18 protein-coding genes are annotated in these 21813 nt (G+C 43.6%); 12 read left to right on the top strand and 6 right to left on the bottom strand.

All coding sequences use genetic code 11. The features are described from left to right. Positions 1 to 48: 48 nt before the first annotated feature. Positions 49 to 1104, top strand: a complete 1056-nt coding sequence (locus FTU44_RS03775; RefSeq protein WP_180049542.1) for a DUF1176 domain-containing protein — start codon at positions 49 to 51, stop codon at positions 1102 to 1104. 75 nt (positions 1105 to 1179) lie between these two features. Here the strand turns inward: FTU44_RS03775 and FTU44_RS03780 are convergent, their stop codons facing one another. Beyond that, positions 1180 to 1947 (bottom strand): hydroxymethylpyrimidine/phosphomethylpyrimidine kinase, encoded by a 768-nt coding sequence (locus FTU44_RS03780; RefSeq protein WP_100357951.1) that lies wholly within the window; start codon positions 1945 to 1947, stop codon positions 1180 to 1182. A gap of 98 nt (positions 1948 to 2045) precedes the next feature. Here FTU44_RS03780 and FTU44_RS03785 point away from each other — a divergent pair, with 98 nt between their 5' ends. The 4 genes from FTU44_RS03785 (at position 2046) to FTU44_RS03800 (ending at position 7264) form a co-directional block, all read left to right on the top strand. Beyond that, complete coding sequence (locus FTU44_RS03785) at positions 2046 to 2693, top strand: HAD family hydrolase (protein ID WP_005169586.1); 648 nt, start codon at positions 2046 to 2048, stop codon at positions 2691 to 2693. 961 nt (positions 2694 to 3654) lie between these two features. Beyond that, complete coding sequence (locus FTU44_RS03790) at positions 3655 to 5766, top strand: TonB-dependent receptor (RefSeq protein ID WP_180049544.1); 2112 nt, start codon at positions 3655 to 3657, stop codon at positions 5764 to 5766. Between the two features lie 304 nt (positions 5767 to 6070). After that, the gene (locus tag FTU44_RS03795) at positions 6071 to 6661 is read left to right on the top strand and encodes a DUF4142 domain-containing protein (RefSeq protein ID WP_180049546.1); all 591 of its coding nucleotides are present in this window, start codon (positions 6071 to 6073) and stop codon (positions 6659 to 6661) included. A 189-nt stretch (positions 6662 to 6850) separates the two neighbouring features. After that, entirely contained in the window at positions 6851 to 7264 is a 414-nt protein-coding gene (locus tag FTU44_RS03800; RefSeq protein WP_005169598.1) for a TM2 domain-containing protein, read from the top strand. 47 nt (positions 7265 to 7311) lie between these two features. Here FTU44_RS03800 and FTU44_RS03805 read toward each other — a convergent pair whose 3' ends face one another. The 4 genes from FTU44_RS03805 to FTU44_RS03815 all read right to left on the bottom strand — a co-directional run bounded on the left by FTU44_RS03805 (position 7312) and on the right by FTU44_RS03815 (position 12858). Further along, the gene (locus FTU44_RS03805; RefSeq protein ID WP_005169600.1) at positions 7312 to 7920 is read right to left on the bottom strand and encodes a DUF805 domain-containing protein; all 609 of its coding nucleotides are present in this window, start codon (positions 7918 to 7920) and stop codon (positions 7312 to 7314) included. A 201-nt stretch (positions 7921 to 8121) separates the two neighbouring features. Beyond that, complete coding sequence (locus FTU44_RS03810) at positions 8122 to 9405, bottom strand: ribonucleotide-diphosphate reductase subunit beta (protein WP_004645882.1); 1284 nt, start codon at positions 9403 to 9405, stop codon at positions 8122 to 8124. A gap of 140 nt (positions 9406 to 9545) precedes the next feature. Next, the gene (locus tag FTU44_RS15315; protein ID WP_005169615.1) at positions 9546 to 9674 is read right to left on the bottom strand and encodes a hypothetical protein; all 129 of its coding nucleotides are present in this window, start codon (positions 9672 to 9674) and stop codon (positions 9546 to 9548) included. A gap of 346 nt (positions 9675 to 10020) precedes the next feature. Continuing rightward, positions 10021 to 12858, bottom strand: a complete 2838-nt coding sequence (locus FTU44_RS03815) for a ribonucleoside-diphosphate reductase subunit alpha (protein WP_180049548.1) — start codon at positions 12856 to 12858, stop codon at positions 10021 to 10023. Positions 12859 to 13424: 566 nt separating this feature from the next. On the opposite strand from FTU44_RS03815, the gene bfmR reads away from it, so the two are divergent. Further along, positions 13425 to 14141, top strand: coding sequence for a response regulator transcription factor BfmR (gene bfmR, locus FTU44_RS03820; RefSeq protein ID WP_005097931.1), 717 nt, complete (start codon positions 13425 to 13427; stop codon positions 14139 to 14141). 42 nt (positions 14142 to 14183) lie between these two features. Further along, a complete protein-coding gene (gene bfmS, locus FTU44_RS03825; protein ID WP_005097929.1) occupies positions 14184 to 15851 on the top strand; it encodes a sensor histidine kinase BfmS in 1668 nt (555 codons plus the stop codon). A gap of 70 nt (positions 15852 to 15921) precedes the next feature. Here bfmS and FTU44_RS03830 read toward each other — a convergent pair whose 3' ends face one another. Continuing rightward, positions 15922 to 16278 carry a hypothetical protein gene (locus FTU44_RS03830; protein ID WP_100329152.1) on the bottom strand — a complete coding sequence of 119 codons (357 nt, stop codon included), beginning with the start codon at positions 16276 to 16278 and terminating at the stop codon, positions 15922 to 15924. A gap of 572 nt (positions 16279 to 16850) precedes the next feature. Here FTU44_RS03830 and ndhC point away from each other — a divergent pair. From ndhC to nuoF, 5 genes are all read left to right on the top strand, one after another. Continuing rightward, positions 16851 to 17396, top strand: coding sequence for an NADH-quinone oxidoreductase subunit A (gene ndhC / locus FTU44_RS03835; RefSeq protein ID WP_005097926.1), 546 nt, complete (start codon positions 16851 to 16853; stop codon positions 17394 to 17396). A gap of 6 nt (positions 17397 to 17402) precedes the next feature. Beyond that, a complete protein-coding gene (locus tag FTU44_RS03840; RefSeq protein ID WP_005097925.1) occupies positions 17403 to 18083 on the top strand; it encodes an NADH-quinone oxidoreductase subunit B family protein in 681 nt (226 codons plus the stop codon). Positions 18084 to 18173: 90 nt separating this feature from the next. Continuing rightward, positions 18174 to 19961 carry an NADH-quinone oxidoreductase subunit C/D gene (nuoC, locus tag FTU44_RS03845; RefSeq protein WP_005097924.1) on the top strand — a complete coding sequence of 596 codons (1788 nt, stop codon included), beginning with the start codon at positions 18174 to 18176 and terminating at the stop codon, positions 19959 to 19961. A 14-nt stretch (positions 19962 to 19975) separates the two neighbouring features. Beyond that, positions 19976 to 20485, top strand: a complete 510-nt coding sequence (gene nuoE, locus FTU44_RS03850; protein ID WP_004280775.1) for an NADH-quinone oxidoreductase subunit NuoE — start codon at positions 19976 to 19978, stop codon at positions 20483 to 20485. After that, positions 20482 to 21813, top strand: a complete 1332-nt coding sequence (gene nuoF / locus FTU44_RS03855; RefSeq protein WP_005097923.1) for an NADH-quinone oxidoreductase subunit NuoF — start codon at positions 20482 to 20484, stop codon at positions 21811 to 21813. The genes nuoE and nuoF overlap by 4 nt, the downstream gene beginning before the upstream one ends.

Raw genomic sequence — 21813 nt, forward strand, 5'->3', positions numbered from 1 at the left:
GAGATGCAGTCAGCCACCTCGGCAAGCATTTTAAATAAGGACTAAATGATGAAACAACAATGGAGATACAGCATCAAAATAATGAGTGTCGCATTTGGTCTGGCCAGTATCAGCTCATTAAGTCTTGCTGCTATTCAGGGGCTGCATTTTTCACATAAAGATTGGGAAATGGCCTGCGACAATACCGGTACCTGCCGCGCTTCAGGTTATCAGTCGGATCAGGAGATTGATCGACCAGTTTCGGTTTTATTAACACGCGCAGCAGGAACGGCCAGTGCGGTACAAGCAAAAGTCCAAATTTTACCCCTGCAAGCTGCAACATCGACAGCTCAGCTTCAGTTACAAATCGCGGGTAAGCCCTATGGTGTTATTCGTTTAGATCAGCAAGGGATAGGTCAACTGAGTCGTACACAAACACAAGCCTTATTAAAAGCAGTTCAAGGTAAGGATCCAGTGATATTTAAGAATGCACAATCACGCTGGACTTTGTCGACAGCCGGAGCCAGTGCCGTTTTGCTCAAGATGGATGAATTTCAGCACCGCCTCTCTACGCCCTCAGCCTTGATCAAGCCTGGGAAAAAATCCAGTCAAGCGGTGCTTAAAGCCGCAGCGATCCCGCAAATTATGATACCCAAATATCAGTCAGGCAAGATCACTCACGCGAAACTGAATACGGCGGCGGGTCAGCAGATGATTCGGAAACTGCAAGCGAGCACTAACGAAGATCAATGCGATTTGCTGTTTAGCCAACATTTTATGCCGGATGATGTCATGACGATTTATCCCATCAATGCTCAAAATCAGCTGATTCAGATCCCTTGCTGGCGTGGAGCCTATAATATGGGCAGCGGTTTTTGGCTGATAGATCAAAACAAGCAACCGAGACAACTGGTGACCACCTCCGGAGAAACCTTTAGCCAAGGCCAGATATTTTCCGGGCATAAAGTACGTGGTTTGGGTGATTGTCTGAGTCAGGACGAATGGGCATGGGATGGTAAAACATTTGTCAAAAGTTTCAGTAGCCTGACCGTACAATGCAAGGGCTTTGCTGGCGGTGCCTGGGATTTGCCGACCTATGTAAGCACAGTCATTCAGGGTAAATAGAAATACCCTCGAAAAATAGAAGTGATAAAAAAAGCCTGAATCATTCAGGCTTTTGAATTTAAAAAAAATATTATCTTAGAAGCGCTTTGGAATTCTCTGACCATTCGGAACAGGGATGTCGGCAATTTTTAATACCCCAAACAACCAGGTTTCTGCATGCTGTACCGCCGTTTTGAGTTGATCACCCATGGCCAGACGCCCGGCGATAAAGCTGGCCAGTGAACAACCCGAACCATGATATTCACCCTCCAGACGTGGACAGCGGGTCTCATTAATCAACTTGCCCGCGATATACAGACTGTTCTGAATATAATCCGGCGTATCTTCATGACCGCCTTTAACCAGAACTGCTTGTGCACCCATATCAAATAGTTTTTGAGTGGCCAGCTGTAGGTCTTCTTCACCTGTTAAAGCACGCAGTTCAACCGTATTCGGAGTTAGAAGGGTAGCCAATGGAATTAGTTGGGTAAATGCTTTGACCAGTGTCGCCTGATTGCCCAATGAACCGCCACTATTTGCCACCAGAACCGGATCGAGTACATACAGATAGTCCGAATGTGCAGTCAAAAACTCCGCCAGTGCTGCGATATTCTCTGTGGTGCCTAACATGCCAGATTTAATACAGCGAATTGGCAGGTCATTCACCACGGCATTGGCCTGAGCCAGCAGCAGCTCTTTAGATGTCGCTTCAAAACCAAAAACCTGCTGTGAATTTTGAATGGTGAGGGCTGTGCAGGCAATTGCTGCATGTGCACCACTTTGACCAATGGCTTCAATATCTGCCTGAAGACCGGCTCCACCTGAAGGGTCTAAACCGGAAAAGCAAAGTACGGTAGGGCGCAAAATGATGTCCTTCATTCACTAAAATTACATTAGTATAGGCAAATTTGAATGAACTCTCGATATTAATTTATATCGGTGCTGATGAGAGGGGATGGGCTGTGATTAAGAATATTTTAATTGATCTGGATGGGACATTAACTGATCCTAAAGTGGGGATCACCACGTCTGCGCGTTACGGTCTGGAAAAGGTGGGTCATCCGATTAGCGATGAGATCAATATCGACTGGATTATCGGTCCTCCCTTAAAAGCCTCGCTGGCCAAACTTTTAAATATCGAGACCGATCATATTCTGGCTGAGCAGGCGTTGATGGCTTATCGCGAACGTTTTGCAGTGAAAGGCCTATATGAAAATCACGTTTTCGAGGGTGTGGCAGAAACGTTGGCAGAACTGAAACGCCGTGGTTATCGTTTGTTTGTCGCTACGGCAAAACCGACGGTTTATGCCAAACAGATTTTAGAGCATTTTGATCTGGCTCAGTATTTTACTGAAATTTATGGCAGCGAACTCAATGGTGACAGAACCAATAAAGGTGAGCTGATTCAGTATATTTTAGAACAGCAACATTTAAAGGCCGAAGGCTGCATCATGGTCGGTGACCGTGAATACGATATTTTGGGTGCACGCCGCAATGGAATCAAATCTATTGCAGTTACATATGGCTATGGCAGTGCAAATGAATTACAACGTGCACAACCTGAATATAAAATAGAAAACTTTGATGACTTGTTAGATTATTTAAAATAAATATTTATTTTTGTGGTTAAATTTATTTTAAACCCCTTAAAAAATTATTTTTTGAGGGGTTTTTTAATTGAATTTGTTAATAACTAGATCGCTTTCATAAACCAGAAAACGACTACTTTTTTGATTGATATTTGTACTCTAATTTTCTTGGCATTCATGCATTATCTGCGGATGAAGTACCTCGACTCCAAGAAGCTTTCGGAACCAAAGTGTAAATGCTAGCGAGATTTCATCGAGTGGTTAAGCAGCAAGGAACGCATTCTAACTCGATGTAGACTACTCAGATAAAGTCATTTTTTGTCTGACTATTGGCGCGAATACCAAACTTTATTTCACGTTGCTACGAATGATAGGATTTTAGAGCCCAGAGCCTCAGGAATTGTACGTTATGCTGAAGACTGTCTGATTCAGTCCTGTCTTTTTCATTTACCGAAGAATTTGCCCGAGGGTGCAGACATAAACTGATCTAATATATAAATCTGATATTTTTCTTCTTTGGTAAGATGAGTGTAATTCATGATGCAATTTTGACTTTGGTCAGTCGGAAACAGCATGCTAGCTCATCTTGCATCTTTCAATGATTTAATCTCTGTTGCACTTCATTTGAGATTCTAAGTTATTTATATTTGTTCAGAAAATACAGCAGAACAAGGTTCTGTAGAAATGCTGTTGATTTGTTTCCTAAGCTTATAAATATCTTTATAACTCTCTAGAATGCTAGAGAAATATGTATACAGCACAATATTGAAAAATTCAAAGAAAGACTTTTATAAATTGCTTTGATGTCAAAAAACACCTGATCACGCGGCTTAAGAAGAAAATTTCTATTCATATTCTGATAAAGAAAATTTGAATTTACGGGTCATTAAAGATCAATCCGGTTTAAAGAATAAATAACCTGATTTGCTCCAGCAGTATATAGATTTTTCTGAGTCATATCGAAAAACAGGAACCAAAAATTATGCAGCATCGACTTCAATATTTTCCTATAAAAATCGCATTATCCTGTCTAATCGCTTGTCTGACTCAGATGCTTTATGCCGAAAATGCGGTAACAGAAGTACAAAAACTTGCACCGATTATTGTGCAGGCGACCCGTACTGACCGGGAGCGTTTAAGCACACCCGCTTCAGTGTATTATCTCAATCAGGAACAACAGAACAGCCTGAATGTGAATCTTTCGGAAACCTTAAAGGGTGTTCCAGGGCTACAGCTCAATAATCGTGAAAACTATGCCCAAGATTTGCAAATTTCAATGCGTGGCTTTGGTGCCCGTTCCAGTTTTGGGGTACGCGGCGTGCGTTTATATGTCGATGGAATTCCGGCGACCATGCCGGATGGGCAGGGGCAAACCTCGAATATTGACTTGAACAGTCTGGAGCATATTGAAGTTTTAGGCGGTGCATTTTCATCGCTATATGGTAATTCTTCCGGAGGGACAATTTTAACCACCACACGGGAAGGGCAAGGTGCTGATTCGATCGAACTGGGTCATTCTGCCGGCAGTCAACATAAAGGTCAGACCAAGCTGGTTTTGCAGGGCGGTTCAGAAAATGCCAATGAGCCGGGCTATATGATCAGTTCATCCTATTTTGATACTGACGGTTTTCGGGATCATAGCGGTGCGCATAAAGTCTTGAGTAATGCCAAGCTAACCTGGGATCTGGAGGACGGCTCTAAAATTAACTGGATTAATAATTACGTTAAAATTGCTGCGGATGATCCCGGTGGTTTAACTCGCGAACAGTGGCAAGCCAATCCTAAACAGGTCGCTGCGAATGTCCTTTTATATAATGCACGTAAGGAAATTGAACAGCTGCAAACCGGGATAACCTGGAATAAACCGATCAATGATCAGCATGAACTCTACGGGATGGCCTATTGGGGACAACGGGCAGTGACCCAGTACCAGTCGATTCCTCGTACAGCGCAAGGTGGAGTCAATCATGCCGGTGGCGTGATTGATTTTGACCGTCATTTCTACGGCACTGACCTGCGCTGGACAGGTAAAGATATTTTTCCAAATACTAAACTGATTGCTGGTATTGCCGTGGATGCCATGAGCGAAGAACGTAAAGGCTATCAAAACTTTGCCGGTGATATTTTAGGTGTGAAAGGTCAGCTTCGCCGAAATGAAGATAATCACTTGTGGAATTTAGATCCTTATTTGCAAGCCTCCTATGCATTCTTGCCGAACTGGACATTTGATGCCGGTTTACGTTATACCAATGTCCATTTTAAGTCGGAAGACAAGTTTCTGGATAATGGCGATAACTCGGGGCAAACCGATTATCAAAAATTATTGCCATCCTTGGCTTTAAGTTGGCAGATTTTACCTGAGCTGATGGCGTATGCCAGTTATGCACAAGGTTTTGAAACCCCAACTTTTACCGAAATGTCTTATCCGGCAAATACTGCTGAAAACCGCAGCTTGAGTTTAAAAGCAGCAGAAAGTGAAAGCTATGAAGTGGGTTTGAAATCTGCTAATGCTTGGGGGGATTTCACCGTAGCCGCCTTTCGGACCAGAACCGAAAATGATATTGTTTCTGCGGGAAATGAGGGTGGGCGCGCTACCTTCCGTAATGCAGATAAAACCTTTAGAGAAGGGATGGAGCTGTCCTGGAACAAAGATGTGTGGCGTGATCTGGCAGTTCAAGCCAGCTATAGCTATATAGATGCCACCTTTGATGCCGATATTCCGGCTATTGGTACGGTTGCTGCGATTGCAGAAGGAAACTATATTCCGGGGATTGCCAAAAATCAGGCATTTTTCAGTCTGGGCTGGAAGCCTGAAAAAGGCTTACATGCAGGACTCGATGTGCGTTACTCCGACAAGATTTATGTGAATGACTTAAATTCTGATACTGCACCAAGCTACACAGTCGCTGGTACAAATATTGGCTATCACTGGAAAATGCAGGATTGGGCAGTGAATACTTTTGCACGGGTGGACAATCTGTTGGATAAAGACTATTCGGGTTCAGTCATCGTCAATGAAAGTAATGGTCGTTTCTATGAACCGGCAGAAGGGCGTCATTGGAGTGCGGGGGTGAGTATGACAAAAGTATTTTAATTCAAAGCATTAAAAGTTACTTTATTTTTATGTGTCTAGAAAATAAAAAAACGACAGGTGATTGGTATATTTTGAAATCTGGGTCAAAATATATAAAACTTGCCATTCGCATATTGATTATTTTAATAAGTCCATTTTTTACTGACCTGAAATAAATAAACTAATCACTAACAGTCTTTGCTTAACTTAATAAACGCTTTATATATTGCTTAAAAAAACAACTCAAACATTACACTGTTTTTAATCTAATTCACCTATTTTATAAAGGCAAAATTAATCAATAAAACCTTAAAAGGATGCCATTATGAAAGCTATTTTAATGAAGAAGATGATTCAGTGTGCTGCAGTCAGTGGTGTATTGGTTTTTGCTGCAGGCCAAACTATGGCAATGAATCAACAATCTAAGAATACTGCTCAACAGCATTCCCAAGTGTCGAATGACAGTCGTGTGACTTTAACTGACAGTCAGGTGATTAAGGTATTAAGTACAGCGAACAACGGTGAGATTAAGCAGGCAAAAACAGCCCTGCCTAAACTGAAAATGGATGAAGCCCGCAAGTATGCCCAAATGATGATTAATGATCATTCAGCAAATGAGAAAAAAGCTCAAGCCTTGGCAAATCGTTTAAATTTAACGCCACAAACCAGCACTCTCAGTACTGGATTGCAAAATGATAGTGATAAGGTGGTGGCCAAACTGAGTCAGTCATCCGTAACAGATAAGGACTATATGATGAGTCAAGTTGAAGTCCATCGTAAAGTGGTGACAATGCTCGACAAGCAGTTGATTCCAAATGCTAAAAATATAGAGTTAAAGAATATGCTGACGCAAACCCGTACTGCGGTTGCTGCACATTTGAAGAAAGCTGAACAAATCGTTGAAAAGATGAAATAATTTAATAATCATTCAATAAAAAAACCGCCATTAATGGCGGTTTTTTTATTCATAATATTTAATTAAAGTAGAGAAGAAGTAAGTAAATAGAAAATCTTTTTATTTCAATAGTAATTTGAAATATAGTATTTTTTCTATAGTGGAATGCTTATAATTTAACATGTAAATAACACGTAAAAAGAGATAATAATGCAAGGATCTATTTTAGATTATTCAGTGCAGCATAATACCGGTATTATTAGTGGGGATGATCAGAATCGTTATCAATTTACTGGTAGTGAATGGAGAGGCCAAGCGCTACCAGCACGTGGACAACGTGTAGATTTTGAGGTGTTAGGGCAGGGACAAGCCAAAGACGTTTATTTAGTATCGGCTCCTAATCCCTTTACCAATCAAGTCGGGCAAAAAAATCGAATTGTTGCGGCATTGCTCGCATTTTTCTTGGGTGGATTTGGTATACATAAGTTTTATCTAGGTCGTATCGGTTGGGGAATTGTCTATCTAATTTTCTTCTGGACATTTATTCCGGCAATCATTGCATTTATTGAGTTTATTATGTACCTATGTACTTCCGATGAAGATTTTGCACGAAAGTATGGTTAAGTTTTCATTGAGAGAAAGGGCGATATCGCCCTTTCTTTTTGGTCAAGTTATTTGGCAGGCTGCCCCCATTCATTGGTTTCTTGTTTGGTCTCTGTTGCTAGCCAGATAATTAATAAAATACTGCCAATAAGCGGGATAAGTGCAATTAAAAGCCACCAACCGGATTTATTAATATCATGTAAACGACGTATCGTTACTGCTAAGCCTGGAATAAATAACGCTAAAACTACTAAGGCATAAAGTACAAACTCAGTTCCAATGACTGCATCAATAATTTGAGCAATAATTAATAAAATAAATTGGACTAAGGTAAAAAACCAGAATTCTTTACGACGAGCACGCCCTATAAACGTCGCATAATTTTTTAAACACTTTACAAACCAATCAATCATATTGAATTGTTCTTCAGCTTTATTCTGATCAGAAATTTTGTCTAATTGCTTGGAAATATTTTGTACAGGATTGCTGTGACCTAATGCTGTAAAAATTTGAATGGCATTCCCTGTAGGATCGATATCGAAATCCACTTGATCTCCACGAGCAGGCGGGTGCTGTCCACGCCATTCTGCACCGGTGAAATTGTACCGATTTTGGTCGTCGCCACTAATCACACCAGCATTATGCTGCACTGAATAATCTAAAATAACCCCTTTCATTTTTACCCTCTTTCTTTGTGTTTAAATTTATAAATTGTTTTTAAATTCATGTGGATAATATCATAATAGTATATTTAGGCACTTATTTTTTATAATATTTTTAATGTAGATGGTCGGTTTTTTTATGCATTGAATAGGCTATATTTCATATAAAAAATCCCGCTACTGGGGCGGGATTTCACTAAACTTTTTCTTTTTGACTTACCAGCTTAAAGCACCGCCGGTCTGATAATCCGTAACACGCGTCTCAAAGAAATTCTTCTCTTTACGCAAGTCCATCATCTCCGACATCCACTGGAACGGGTTATTCACACCAGCGAACTGTTCAGGCAAACCCAACTGCGCTAGACGACGGTTGGCAATAAACTTCAGATATTCTTCCATCATGCCCGCATTCATACCCAATACACCACGTGGCATCGTGTCACGTGCATATTCGATTTCCAGCATTGTGCCTTCAAGAATCATCTGAATGATTTCTTCCTGGAACTCGGTTGTCCATAGACCCGGGTTTTCGATCTTGATCTGGTTAATCATATCAATACCGAAGTTCAGGTGCATGGATTCATCACGCAAAATGTACTGAAATTGCTCGGCAACACCATTCATCTTGTTACGACGGCCCATCGACAGGATCTGGCTGAAACCGCAGTAGAAGAAAATCCCTTCAAGTACACAGTAGAATGCGATCAGGTTGCGCAGCAGGATTTGATCATTTTCAGGTGTACCGGTTTTGAAAGTAGGATCACTTAAAGACTGGGTATATTTCAGACCCCACGCTGCTTTACGTGCCACTGACGGAACTTCGCGGTACATGTTGAAGACTTCGCCTTCATCCATACCGAGCGATTCGATACAATACTGGTAAGCGTGTGTATGAATCGCTTCTTCAAATGCCTGACGCAAGATGTATTGACGGCATTCAGGGTTGGTAATGTGACGGTAAATCGCCAATACCAAGTTGTTTGCAACCAGTGAATCGGCAGTCGAGAAAAAACCGAGTGAACGCATGACAATGGTACGTTCATCTTCAGTCAGGCCGTTTTCAGACTTCCAAAGTGCGATGTCATGGTTCATGTTGACTTCTTGTGGCATCCAGTGGTTGGCACAACCGTCTAGATATTTTTGCCAAGCCCATTCGTATTTGAACGGAACAAGCTGGTTCAAGTCGGCACGACAGTTGATCATCGCCTTGTCGTCAACCTGTACACGCTGTGCACCCATTTCAAGCTCTTCCAGACCTGGAGCAACATCAAGTTGTTCTAGGGAAGCAGATGCTCTTGCCAGCGAATCGGTTGGATTTGATCCTCGGTTTTGAGTGGCTCTAAGGGGTTGTGCAGCTGCCACATCCGGCGATGCGTTGCCTGCATCAGATACCATCTGTGAATTAGTCGCTTTTTGCGGCTCGACGGGCGCAGGCTGCTGTTCAGGAGCAGCCGGTTTTTGCGAATCATCTTCGAAATCGTCCCAACTTAGGATAGACATATCAATTCTCTCTACGTTGCTTTATATCTTTTATGAGACATTCAGCTTGGCTGAGATGTCTTACTATACGCTTAATTTGTGTAAGCAAAATTAAGTTTTGTCGATGAATGCTGTGAATTTATACAGCAGCGCTATCCCCACTACTTATTTTGTTTACGCTGCTGGCGTAATTTGAACCAGAAATAAGCAAGTGGTGCGTAAAAGGTAATAGCAAAGGAAATCAGCAATGCCGCAAGTCCTAACATGTAGTTGTGGGTCATATGGGGCATTGAGGTTTCCTTTGTTTTTAATTGAAGTTGAAATCCATTAATGAATTTCAACTAAATAAGCTTTTAAAAAAATATACACACCATCCAAATATGCTTACTCCATAGATTTTGTAAGCAAAGGGTGTTGTTAAACCCTTTAGGATGATCAAGCACATTACTAAAAAAACCATAACTGCTTGAAGAAAGTGCATTTCATTTTCGGAAAGTTGGTACTTCCAACCAAAGATATCTATTTTTTCTTTCATAATTATTTTTTCTAAATAACTATGCCAACGTAGCCTTACGTTTCAAAAAACAGAGAGGCTACAGGCGTAGCCTTTATTCTGACGTAGATACCTTTAGTTAATTACTGACAAGCCTCACAATCAGGGTTGTCAATTGAACATGCCATTGGCACTGGTGCTGCTTGCGCAAAACCATCTTCCTCTGCAGGAACTTCAGATTTTTTCGCTTCAACCACCGGAGCAACTGCCGCAGCAGGAGCAGCAACGGTGGTTGCTTTAACCGCATTCAAGGCGCCAGTATTAATAGTCGATTTTTCAGCAGAAGTTGCACCCAATGCACGTAGGTAATAAGTCGTCTTAAGACCACGTAACCAAGCCATTTTGTAAGTGATGTCCAGTTTTTTACCATTTGCACCAGCGATGTAAAGGTTCAGAGACTGAGCCTGATCGATCCATTTTTGACGGCGTGATGCAGCATCTACGATCCAACGTGTATCTACTTCAAATGCAGTCGCGAAGATGGCTTTAAGCTCTTCAGGAATACGGGAAATCTTCTGTACAGAGCCTTCGAAATGTTTCAGGTCGTTGACCATTACTGCATCCCAAAGGTCACGTTCTTTCAACGCACGTACCAGGTACGGGTTAATCACGGTGAACTCGCCAGACAGATTCGATTTCACATACAAGTTCTGGAAAGTAGGCTCAATCGATTGAGACACGCCACAAATGTTTGAAATCGTAGCAGTCGGAGCAATTGCCATCACATTCGAGTTACGCATACCGTCTTTTTGAACTTTGGCACGTAAAGTGTCCCAGTCCAGACGTTGAGTGCGGTCGACTTCGAACATGCGTTCAGGACGAGTTTTCGCAACCAGATCAAGCGAGTCGATTGGCAGGATACCTTGATCCCACAATGAACCCTTGAATGTTTCGTATGTACCACGTTCAACAGCCAAATCGCTTGAGGTTGAAATCGCGTAGTACGAAATCACTTCCATCGATTCATCAGCAAACTCAACCGCCGCGTCAGAACCATACGCCAGATTCATTTCGTATAAAGCATCCTGGAAGCCCATGATACCCATACCGACTGGACGATGTTTCAGGTTTGAATTACGTGCTTGTGGAACAGCGTAGTAGTTGATGTCAATCACGTTGTCGAGCATACGCACAGCAGTTTTTACTGTACGTGCCAGTTTTTCGCGATCCAGTACACCGCCTTGCACGTGTTGAACCAGGTTGATCGAACCTAAGTTACATACCGCGATTTCTTCTTTGCTGGTGTTCAACGTAATTTCGGTACACAGGTTAGAAGAGTGCACTACACCAACGTGTTGCTGTGGTGAACGTAAGTTACATACGTCTTTGAAGGTGATCCACGGGTGACCAGTTTCAAATAACATCGACAGCATTTTGCGCCACAAATCTTTTGCACGGATTTTCTTGTGCAGCATGTTTGTTTCTTTGGCAATACCTTCGTAGTGTGCATAACGCTCAGCGAATTCTGCACCGGTCAAATCATGTAGATCTGGGGTTTCAGAAGGTGTGAACAATGTCCATTCCGCATCTTCGAATACACGTTGCATGAACAGGTCAGGAACCCAGTTCGCTGTGTTCATGTCATGGGTACGACGACGGTCATCACCGGTGTTTTTACGAAGTTCCAGGAATTCTTCAATGTCCAGGTGCCAGGTTTCAAGATATGCACAAACTGCACCTTTACGCTTGCCACCTTGGTTGACCGCAACAGCCGTATCGTTCGCGACTTTAAGGAATGGAACCACACCTTGCGACTTACCATTGGTGCCTTTGATGTAAGAGTTTAAAGCACGCACTGGTGTCCAGTCGTTACCCAAACCGCCTGCCCATTTAGACAGCATGGCGTTATCACGCATTGCGCCATAGATATCATACAGGTCATCATCAATGGTGGTTAAGTAGCAGCTCGACAATTGTGGACGAAGCGTACCTGAGTTAAACAGGGTAGGCGTCGATGCCATATAGTCGAAGCTAGACAACAAGTTATAGAACTCGATGGCACGTTCTTCACGGTTTTCTTCATTGAGCGACAAGCCCATAGAAACACGCATAAAGAACAATTGCGGCAATTCGAAACGTACGCCATCGGAATGGATGAAGTAGCGGTCAAATAAAGTCTGTAGACCTAGGTAGGTAAACTGGTTTGAGCGTTCTGGTTGAATCGCCGCTGCCAGTTTCGCCAGATCAAAGTTAAGCAGTTCTGGTGAAATAAGCTCAAGCTCAATCCCTTTTTTCAGGAAAGTTTCAAGTGCTTCACCTTCATGCGTATCCGTAGGCAGACCCAGGAATTTCAAACCAGTCGCCACCAGATCATCACGCAACAAACGTGCAGTCACATAGGTGTAGTTCGGCTCTTGCTCGATCCGGGTACGGGTGGCCATCATCATGGTGGTGGAGATGTCAGATTCTTTTACACCGTTGTACAGGTTTTTCACGGTCTCATCGACAATGGCTTGTACATCAATTCCTTCAAGGCCTTCTGCTGCTTTAGTAACATGCGCAGTTAAAGCACTTAAATCAAGTGGCTTAAGTTGGCCTTCAGCATCGGTAATTTGCAGGGTCGGGTGATGGTGTGCACCTAACTGTTTACGTGCTTCAGAACGTTGTTCACGGTAAATGACATAAGAGCGTGCAACTTTCTGTTCGCCCGTACGCATTAGCGCAAGTTCAACTTGGTCTTGAATTTCTTCGATATGAATCGTTCCGCCAGAAGGTAAACGGCGTTTAAAGGTATTCAGTACCATTTCCGTCAGTTGCTCGATACGATCATGGATCCGGCTCGAGTCAGCGCTTTGCTGGCCTTCAACCGCCAAAAACGCTTTACCAATTGCGACAGAAATTTTTTCTGCATCAAAAGCGGCAACATCACCGGTGCGTTTAATCACCTGAAGTTGACCAGGAGTTGAAGTGATTACGCTCATGTTAGCATAGCTCCATTGTCATCTATTTTTATGTTTATGGACCGTTTGAACTGGGCAAGTTTCATGCACAGTGTTTGAGGAATAAACACAAGACCTAGTGGTTTTAAAATTAATTGAACACAAGATACGGGAAAATTTAGGGTAGATCAATATTGACATTTAGCTAAATATTTTTCTTAAGTTTTGCTTTAATCCTTGTAAAAATATCGCTATTTTTATTGATTTTTGTATAAGCCTTATCAGGCAAGGCATAGCATAACAAAGTCCCGAGAAAGTGCTTATAGATAACATTGTGGATAACTAAAAAGTGCTGAATCAAGCAGTCATATTTTGTTCATGTAATAGTTGTGTAAATCACAAATCAGATCTAAATCACTGTTTCAAGCATAGTTGCCCAAAAAATGCACGATAAAATATTACAAAATGCTATCTTGATGTATCAGTTTGGTGAACGCTATCTTGTTTACAATGTAAACGTGTGTATATTGCAAGCATATTAAAAACGTATCTATTGGATTTCAAAAGGATACGCCTATAGCGTAGATCCACCAAATAAGGGGCAATACATGAGCCAAGAAGAAAAGTTACCCAAGATTTTAATTGTTGAAGATGATGAGCGTCTTGCTCGTTTAACGCAAGAATACCTCATTCGTAATGGACTTGAGGTTGGGGTGGAGCCGGATGGTAACCGTGCCATTCGCCGGATTATCGCTGAGCAGCCAGATATGGTGGTGCTGGATGTGATGTTACCAGGAGCGGATGGTTTGACCATTTGTCGTGAAGTGCGCCCGCATTATCATCAACCGATCTTGATGTTGACTGCGCGTACTGAGGACATGGATCAGGTCTTGGGTCTGGAAATGGGTGCCGATGACTATGTCGCTAAACCGGTACAACCACGTGTATTGCTGGCACGTATTCGTGCATTACTGCGTCGTACGGACAAGGTGCCTGAAGATGAAGTGGCACAGCGTATCGAATTTGATGATCTGGTCATCGACAATGGTGGTCGTTCAGTTACTTTAAATGGTGATCTGGTTGATTTTACCAGTGCGGAATATGACCTGTTGTGGTTGCTTGCATCAAATGCTGGCCGTATTCTTTCCCGCGAAGATATTTTCGAGCGTTTACGTGGCATCGAATATGATGGTCAGGATCGTTCAATCGATGTGCGTATTTCGCGTATCCGTCCAAAAATTGGTGACGATCCAGAGAATCCGAAGCGTATTAAAACCGTGCGTAGTAAAGGTTATCTATTCGTTAAAGAAACTAATGGTATTTAAGCAAATGTACGTTGTTGCTTGAACGAGCGGGATAAACTATAGGTGTTTAAACACAGTATATTTTTGCGTATATACGCAGGACTCGTCATCCTTGTCGTGTTGGTGGCTGTGTTCGGCTATCTGTTGGTACAGATTATCAACTATCAGCGTGCGCAAGAATATCGTGAGTCTCTGACTGATGGTATGGCCTATATCATCAGTGAGGGTGTCGCGCGCCAGCCAAATCTTCAGCAAAAGATGGATTGGGTTTCCGATGCTTCTGATTTGCTGGAATTGCCAATTCACTATGTAGAAGCCAGTAAGGTGGATATCACCCGTGCTGAAGGTCGCCGTATTGCAGATCGTAAAGCCGTGGTGCGCTGGGATGCCAAAACCGGCATTGCCTATATTGTGGTGGGGCTGCGCGATGACCCGAATCATTACCTGTATATAAAGGCCGACAGTATTACCGAGCGCCAGATGAAGGCGCTGCCGGTCTTTATTCTGGATTATCTGGTCTATTATCCGGGTCAGGAAAAAGAATATCTGTCCGCTATTCAGGATCATTTTTCTTATCCGGTATCGATTGAAAACGTACAGAGCTTACCTTTAGATTCCGAGCAGATCGGGCGCTTGCGTCTTGATCACAGTATTATCCTGTATCGGGATAGTGCCTCAATCCGTGGCACCACCATTTCAATTATTTCGCCAATTCCAGGTTCGACCTCACAAGTCTTGGTGATGGGGCCGGTGCCATTGTTTAACTGGATGCCATTCCAGTTGGCCACCGGTATTACTTTATTGAGCCTGTTTGTGCTAAGTCTGGGGGTGTATGGTTTGCTGGTGCCGATGCAGCGCAAGTTGCGTGAAGTCAGCTATGCCTTAAACAAAATGAAAACCGGTAATATGTCATTGCGTCTTCCTGTAGAAGGAAGTGACGAAATGGCAACGCTGGCCTCTAGCTTTAACAATATGTCTGATCATATTCAGCGACTGATTGAAGCCCAGCGTGAATTGATGCGTGCGGTGTCGCATGAACTTCGTACACCAGTGGCGCGGATTCGTTTTGGTGTGGAAATGATGGCAGATGAAGATGATTACGATTATCGTCTGCAACAGGTCGAACAGATTGATAAAGATATTGAAGCGCTGAATACCCTGATTGACGAGATCATGACCTATGCCAAGCTAGAACAGGGCATGCCTTCGATCGAGTTTGAAAAGGTCAATCTGTTTGAAGTGCTGAATCAGGTAGCTCTGGAAACTGAAGCATTAAAAACCCAGAAAATCATTGAGCTACATTCAATGCCTGATGTGGTGGTTGAGGCAGAGCGCCGTTATCTGCATCGCGTAATTCAGAATCTGGTCGGCAATGCGGTGCGTTATTGCGACAATAAGGTGCTGATCAGTGGTGGTCTGGATCAGGATGGTCAGGCTTATGTCTCTGTTGAAGATGATGGCCCGGGAATTCCGGAAGTGGATCGTGCCCGGGTCTTTGAAGCCTTTGCCCGGCTGGATGACAGCCGTACCCGTGCTTCGGGTGGTTATGGTTTGGGTTTATCCATTGTCAGCCGGATTGCGTACTGGTTTGGTGGCAAGATTCACGTGGATCAAAGTCCGAGCTTGGGTGGTGCGCGCTTTATCATGAGCTGGCCTGCACAGCGTTATGTAAAGAAGAGCAAGCGCAAGTTGGCAGAAAAGACTGAGGAAATCAGTGATCATTCAGCTTGATGTTATATAAATGCTTTTGAGTTATAAAAAAACGATGCCTGAGCATCGTTTTTTTTATTGGGGAAGAATTTTATTCCTGAATGGTGGCATCCGGCTCAATCAATGGTTTGCCTTCTTTTAGGCCATGCAGGGCTTCAGGATTGAAGTCGATCATTAGCTTGGTATTTTTTCCATCAATGCTATAGCGCTGGATCAGCCTCTGATCACCAGATAAAGTTTCGACTTTGTATTCATCGGCAATATTCATGATGCCATCCAGATTAATGCTGGAAGAGGCATGATCCTCTTGAAACAGTGCATGGATATCGCGCAAGTCAAAAGCGACCTGACTTATATTGGGGTGTTTCTGAACATAATCTTGGATATGTCGCACCAGTAACTGGGCAAATAAAAAATAATTTGGCTTATGCGAGAAGCGTAGAGACATGCAAGGACTCCTTATTGTTACTTTATTAATGTCATTATGTGGCTTAGAAATACAAATAACATATTCTGAATCAGTCTGTTGGGTGTGTTGCAAAAAGATACAATTGCTTGCCTTGAGTGAGGCTGGGCTTAAAGTGCTTTAATCCAAGTTAAAATGTGAAAATCATGTTAAATATCAAATTAAATCAAAAGCTTTATCCGCTGAAAGTTATGGATAGAATAAGTTTTTGTCTGATTTTTCTTTGCTTTGGTCGTGAAAGGGGCTATATCTAAGCCAGAGGCCAAGCAAGAATTATCTGAAATGGATTTATTTTTCAGGAATACTGTTTATAGAAAAATTAATAGAAAATTAAAACTTAATCCAATAAAACGATTAAATCGGATGTTGAGAGATCAAACGCAAATTAAATGCTGAAATGCCTAAAAAATCATCCCAAAGACTAAGGCTTATAAACTAGCAAGTGAAATCCAAAATCAGGTACAATTGGCGGGATTAATTTTGTGTTTGGTGTATTTGAAGGCCAATACATACATTCTTTGTTAACAAATAGGCCTGCCAGGAGTTATCCCCGCATGAGTGCTATTACTCCATACGAATGGGCAATTATTGCCTTCGTGATCGGCGTTACATTTTTATGCGTCTTTATGCTGACCGTCCCATTACTCCTCGGGGGTAAATCATGGGGCCGTGCCAAGCAGGAGCAGTTTGAGTCAGGTGTTGTTGGTGCAGGTGGGGCTCGTATCCGCTTGTCTGCAAAGTTCTATTTAGTTGCAATTTTCTTCGTGGTGTTTGATTTAGAAGCACTTTATCTATATGCATGGGCGGTTTCTGTTCGTGAAGTAGGTTGGATTGGTTTTGCAACTGCAGCTATCTTTATTTTAGTTTTACTTGTTGGTTTGGTTTACGAATTATCCACAGGCGCACTCAACTGGGCACCTTCAGACAAACGTAAAGCCGCAGGAATTAAAGCTAAGATTGGTTCGCCAAATATGGATCTAGCAGAAATTACGCGCTTTAACTCAATTGAAGAATTGGTAATCGACCCTACAGGTCAAATCCCAGCTCAATCCTCTGGTCGTGTGAAAAGCTCACCGGCTAAATCATCTGATAAGGAGTAAGACGGGATGAAATATACATTAACCCGTGCGAATCCGGATGCTGATCAATATCCACTTCAAGAGCGTATCCTTGTGGAAGATCCGTTACTTGAAGAAGAAGTGAATAAGAATGTATTCATGACTCGTTTAGAGGATGTGGTACATACAGCAGTCAACTGGGGTCGTAAAAACTCAGTTTGGCCGTTTAACTTTGGTACATCATGCTGCTATGTAGAGTATGCGACGACCTTAACCGGTGTGCATGACTTGTCACGTTTTGGTGCCGAGGTGATTCGTGCTTCACCGCGTCAGGCGGATTTAATGATTGTGGCGGGTACCTGCTTTGTGAAAATGGCGCCTGTCATTCAACGTTTGTATGAACAGATGCTTGAACCGAAATGGGTCATTTCAATGGGGGCATGTGCCAACTCAGGTGGGATGTACGACATTTATTCAGTGGTACAAGGTGTGGATAAAATCATCCCGGTCGATGTTTATGTTCCCGGCTGCCCACCACGTCCTGAAGCTTTGATTCAGGCATTAATGCTGTTGCAAGACCAGATTCAACTCGAGCGTCGTCCGCTTTCTGCGGTGATCGGTGATGATCTTAAGCCAGTGTATAAGCCAAAGATGATGCCGGAACGTGACCGTAAGAAAGATCAGCGTGTTGCTGTGAAGAACTTGCGCTCTATGGATGAAATTAAATAATTTAAACGACTGGTCTTTTTTGCTGCACCCGCTATGGGTGTAATTGTCGTTTAGGTTGACTGAATTTGTATTAAATAGGAAGCCAAGCCAATGGCTGAAACTGACATTGCTATGCCAGAATCAACACCAGTTGATTCACGCCCAGCATTTGCCATCATTGAAGAACTCAAAACCAAATTTGGTGAGAACTTCTATGTGCAAACGACTTTCGAGGATTTCCCGACAGTCTGGGTTGAGCGCGCACGTGTACAAGAAGTTTTAATGTTCTTGCGTACAGTATCACGTCCTTACGTGATGTTGTTCGACTTGTCTGCGGTAGATGAGCGTCTGCGTACGCACCGCGACGGTTTACCTGCGTCTGACTTCACAGTGTTCTACCACTTGTTGTCGCTCGAGCGTAATACTGACATTCGTATTAAGGTTGCCTTAGCTGAAAGTGATCTGAATCTTCCGACGGCAACCAACATCTGGCCAAATGCCAACTGGTACGAACGTGAAGCTTACGATATGTTTGGGATCAATTTCGAAGGGCATCCAATGCTCCGTCGTATCTTGTTGCCAACCTATTGGGAAGGTCATCCGCTACGTAAAGAATATTCTGCACGTGCGACTGAATATACCCCGTATTTGCAAGACAAGGCCAAGCAGGACTACGAACAGGAACATCTGCGTTTCGTGCCTGAAGATTGGGGTATGAAGCGCGGTAATGCCGATGAAGACTTCATGTTCCTGAACTTGGGGCCTAACCATCCATCTGCGCACGGTGCATTCCGTGTGATTTTGCAGCTGGACGGCGAAGAAGTGAAAGACTGTGTGCCTGATATCGGTTATCACCACCGTGGTGTGGAAAAGATGGCTGAACGTCAAACCTGGCATTCATTCATTCCGTATACAGACCGTGTCGACTACTTGGGTGGTTGTGCACAAAACATGCCTTATGTGATGGGCGTGGAGCAAATGGCGGGCATTACTGTACCGGACCGTGCGCAATGTATCCGCGTGATGATGTCGGAATTGTTCCGTATCAATAACCACTTGTTGTTTATTGGTACTGCAATTCAGGATGCCGGCGGTATGACCCCAGTATTCTATATGTTCGCTGACCGTCAAAAGATTTATGACGCGATTGAAGCGATCACGGGTTACCGTATGCACCCAGCTTGGTTCCGTATTGGCGGTACTGCGCACGACCTTCCAAACAACTGGCAGCACCTCATTCGCGAAATCCTCGACTGGATGCCGAAGCGTATGAATGAATACTACACAGCTGCATTACGCAACTCTGTATTCATGGGTCGTACACAAGGTGTAGCGCAATATGACGCTAAATCTGCATTGGCTTGGGGTGTAACCGGTACTGGTCTTCGTGCAACAGGTATTGACTTTGACGTTCGTAAATATCGTCCGTATAGCGGCTACGAAAATTACGATTTCGAGGTTCCTTTAGAGTACGAAGGCGATGCTTATGCACGTGTCATGGTTCACTTCCGTGAAATCGAAGAATCACTGAAAATCGTCAAGCAATGTCTAGACAACATGCCGTCTGGTGCGTACAAAGCAGACCATCCACTGGCTGTTCCACCACCAAAAGACAAGACATTACAAGATATTGAAACCTTGATTACGCACTTCTTAAGCGTATCTTGGGGTCCTGTAATGCCGGCAGGTGAAGCATCTGTGATGGCGGAAGTGGTGAAAGGTGCGTCGAACTACTACTTGACTTCAGACAAGTCAACCATGAGTTACCGTACCCGTATTCGTACACCAACCTTCACGCATTTACAGCAAATGCCTTCTGTGATTAACGGCAGCCTCATGTCTGACTTAATCATTTATTTAGCGACCATTGACGTCGTAATGGCTGACGTGGATCGCTAAGGGGTAAACGCATTATGATGATTTTGACTGATAAAAAGCCACGTGTGAACGTTGAAGGAATTTTGACTGCGGACGAAATTCACGATATCGAACATCACATGGGGCACTATCCATACCCACGTGCGGCATGTCTGGACGCGCTAAAGTGTGTACAACGCCGTAATGGGTGGGTAGATGATGCGCAAATGAATGCCATCGCGCAAATGCTGAGCATGAGCGTTGCAGATCTGGAAGGTGTGGCAACCTTCTATAACCGTATTTACCGTCAGCCGGTCGGTCGTCACGTAATTTTGTTATGTGATTCGATTGCGTGCTTCTTGATGGGTGCGGAAACTTTGGCAGAAGCATTCCAGCGCGAATTAGGCATTCAGTTTGGTCAAACGACTGCAGATGGTCGTTTTACCTTGCTGCCAATTTGCTGCCTGGGCAACTGTGACAAAGGTCCAACCTTAATGATTGATGAAGACACGCACGGTCTGGTTGAAGTGACTTCGGTGAAACAGCTGTTGGAGAAGTATGTATGAATACTGAACCAAAACCAATTTATGGCGACGGTAACCCGGAAACGCATCCACTCACATGGCGTTTAAGCAAACAAGCGAACGTACGTAATGCAGATGATTACGAAGCGCTCGAAGGTTATGCAGGCTTTAAAAAAGCCCTGTCGATGTCGCCTAAAGATGTATTGGACGTGGTGAAGGCAGCGACTGTTAAAGGTCGTGGTGGTGCAGGCTTCCCGGCAGGCATCAAATGGTCACTAATGGCGCCAAATGACAATTCAGGTCCACGTTACCTGATTTGTAATGCCGATGAGATGGAACCAGGTACCTTCAAAGACCGTTTGTTGATGGAAGATCTTCCACATCAACTGATCGAAGGGATGCTGATCGCGGGTTATACGCTTGAAGCAACCCATGGTTATATCTTTATCCGTGGCGAGTACATCGAAGCGGCTCAGTACTTAAATGAAGCGCTTGAGCAAGTTCGTGCCAAAGGTTACTTAGGGGATAACATCCTGGGTACCGGCTGGAACTTCGAGTTACACGTGCATACCGGTGCAGGTCGTTATATCTGTGGTGAAGAAACTGCATTGATTAACTCGCTTGAAGGCCGTCGTGCCAACCCGCGTACCAAACCGCCATTCCCGCAAGTTGCAGGTGCTTGGGGTCGTCCTACGATTGTCAACAACGTAGAGACCTACAACAACTTACCCGCCATCATGCTGCGTGGCCCTGAATGGTATATCGGCTTGTCTGCGGGCAAATCGAAAGATCCAGGTACGAAAATCTATGGTGCATCAGGTAAAGTGAAATTCCCGGGTCTATGGGAATTGCCTTTTGGTACGACTGCGCGTGAAGTGATTGAAGATCACGCGGGTGGTATGCGCGATGGCTTAACGCTGAAAGCATGGTTACCGGGTGGTGCATCAACGGACTTCCTGGCGGCCGAGCATATCGATCTTCCGATGGATGCGGAAAGCATCATGAAAGCAGGTTCTCGTTTGGGAACATGTCTGCTCATGGTGGTTGATGAAACCCAATGTATGGTTTCAGCAACACGTAACCTAGAAGAATTCTTTGCACGCGAATCATGTGGTTTCTGTACCCCTTGCCGTGATGGCTTGCCTTGGGCAGTGAAAGCGTTAAAAGCGCTGGAAAATGGCACAGGTAAACAGGAAGATATCGATCACTTACAAGAGTTAACGCGTAAGCTTTGGATCGGTAAGACTTTCTGTGCCCACGCACCGGGTGCAATGGAACCGCTCATGGGCGCACTCAAACATTTCCGTGGCGAATTTGAAGCGAAGGTGGTGAATGCCGCTGCTCAAGTTAGCTCCGTAGAACAAGCTTAA

Origin of the sequence: Acinetobacter sp. YH12105 (assembly GCF_013419095.1) — a bacterium.
Lineage (GTDB): Bacteria > Pseudomonadota > Gammaproteobacteria > Pseudomonadales > Moraxellaceae > Acinetobacter > Acinetobacter pseudolwoffii.

Coding starts and splice junctions, on each gene's coding strand:
- FTU44_RS03775 (WP_180049542.1), top strand. CDS start 49: ATGAAACAACAATGGAGATACAGCATCAAAATAATGAGTGTCGCATTT.
- FTU44_RS03790 (WP_180049544.1), top strand. CDS start 3,655: ATGCAGCATCGACTTCAATATTTTCCTATAAAAATCGCATTATCCTGT.
- FTU44_RS03795 (WP_180049546.1), top strand. CDS start 6,071: ATGAAAGCTATTTTAATGAAGAAGATGATTCAGTGTGCTGCAGTCAGT.
- FTU44_RS03800 (WP_005169598.1), top strand. CDS start 6,851: ATGCAAGGATCTATTTTAGATTATTCAGTGCAGCATAATACCGGTATT.
- FTU44_RS03805 (WP_005169600.1), bottom strand. CDS start 7,920: ATGAAAGGGGTTATTTTAGATTATTCAGTGCAGCATAATGCTGGTGTG.
- FTU44_RS03810 (WP_004645882.1), bottom strand. CDS start 9,405: ATGTCTATCCTAAGTTGGGACGATTTCGAAGATGATTCGCAAAAACCG.
- FTU44_RS15315 (WP_005169615.1), bottom strand. CDS start 9,674: ATGCCCCATATGACCCACAACTACATGTTAGGACTTGCGGCATTGCTG.
- FTU44_RS03815 (WP_180049548.1), bottom strand. CDS start 12,858: ATGAGCGTAATCACTTCAACTCCTGGTCAACTTCAGGTGATTAAACGC.
- bfmR (WP_005097931.1), top strand. CDS start 13,425: ATGAGCCAAGAAGAAAAGTTACCCAAGATTTTAATTGTTGAAGATGAT.
- FTU44_RS03830 (WP_100329152.1), bottom strand. CDS start 16,278: ATGTCTCTACGCTTCTCGCATAAGCCAAATTATTTTTTATTTGCCCAG.
- ndhC (WP_005097926.1), top strand. CDS start 16,851: ATGAGTGCTATTACTCCATACGAATGGGCAATTATTGCCTTCGTGATC.
- FTU44_RS03840 (WP_005097925.1), top strand. CDS start 17,403: ATGAAATATACATTAACCCGTGCGAATCCGGATGCTGATCAATATCCA.
- nuoC (WP_005097924.1), top strand. CDS start 18,174: ATGGCTGAAACTGACATTGCTATGCCAGAATCAACACCAGTTGATTCA.
- nuoE (WP_004280775.1), top strand. CDS start 19,976: ATGATGATTTTGACTGATAAAAAGCCACGTGTGAACGTTGAAGGAATT.
- nuoF (WP_005097923.1), top strand. CDS start 20,482: ATGAATACTGAACCAAAACCAATTTATGGCGACGGTAACCCGGAAACG.